At 69.9% G+C, this 209-nt stretch carries 1 protein-coding gene; it reads left to right on the top strand.

Translation table 11 applies throughout. The features are described 5' to 3' along the window. Positions 1-209 (top strand): DUF2345 domain-containing protein (locus ACCD07_RS32380; protein WP_413449701.1); only part of this gene is annotated, 209 nt, incomplete at both ends.

Here is a 209-nt window from a genome sequence, read left to right as displayed (position 1 = left end):
AGCCAGTTCGTCACCGGTGGCCAGATGCGGGCGCACAGCGGCCAGGCGATCGGCGTGCTGGGCGGCGCGGTCAAGGCAGGCGAGGGCGGCCTCGGCCTGCAGCTGATCGCGGCCCAGGACGCCATCGACATTCAGGCGCAGGCCGACGAGTTGAAAGTGCAGGCGCGCGACGAGATCAGCATCGTCAGCGCCAATGCCGAGGTGGACTG

Origin of the sequence: Duganella sp. Dugasp56 (assembly GCF_047304105.1) — a bacterium.
GTDB lineage: Bacteria > Pseudomonadota > Gammaproteobacteria > Burkholderiales > Burkholderiaceae_D > Rugamonas > Rugamonas hordei.
Note: the sequence above shows the minus strand (reverse complement) of the source record. Positions and strands in the feature narration are given on the sequence as shown.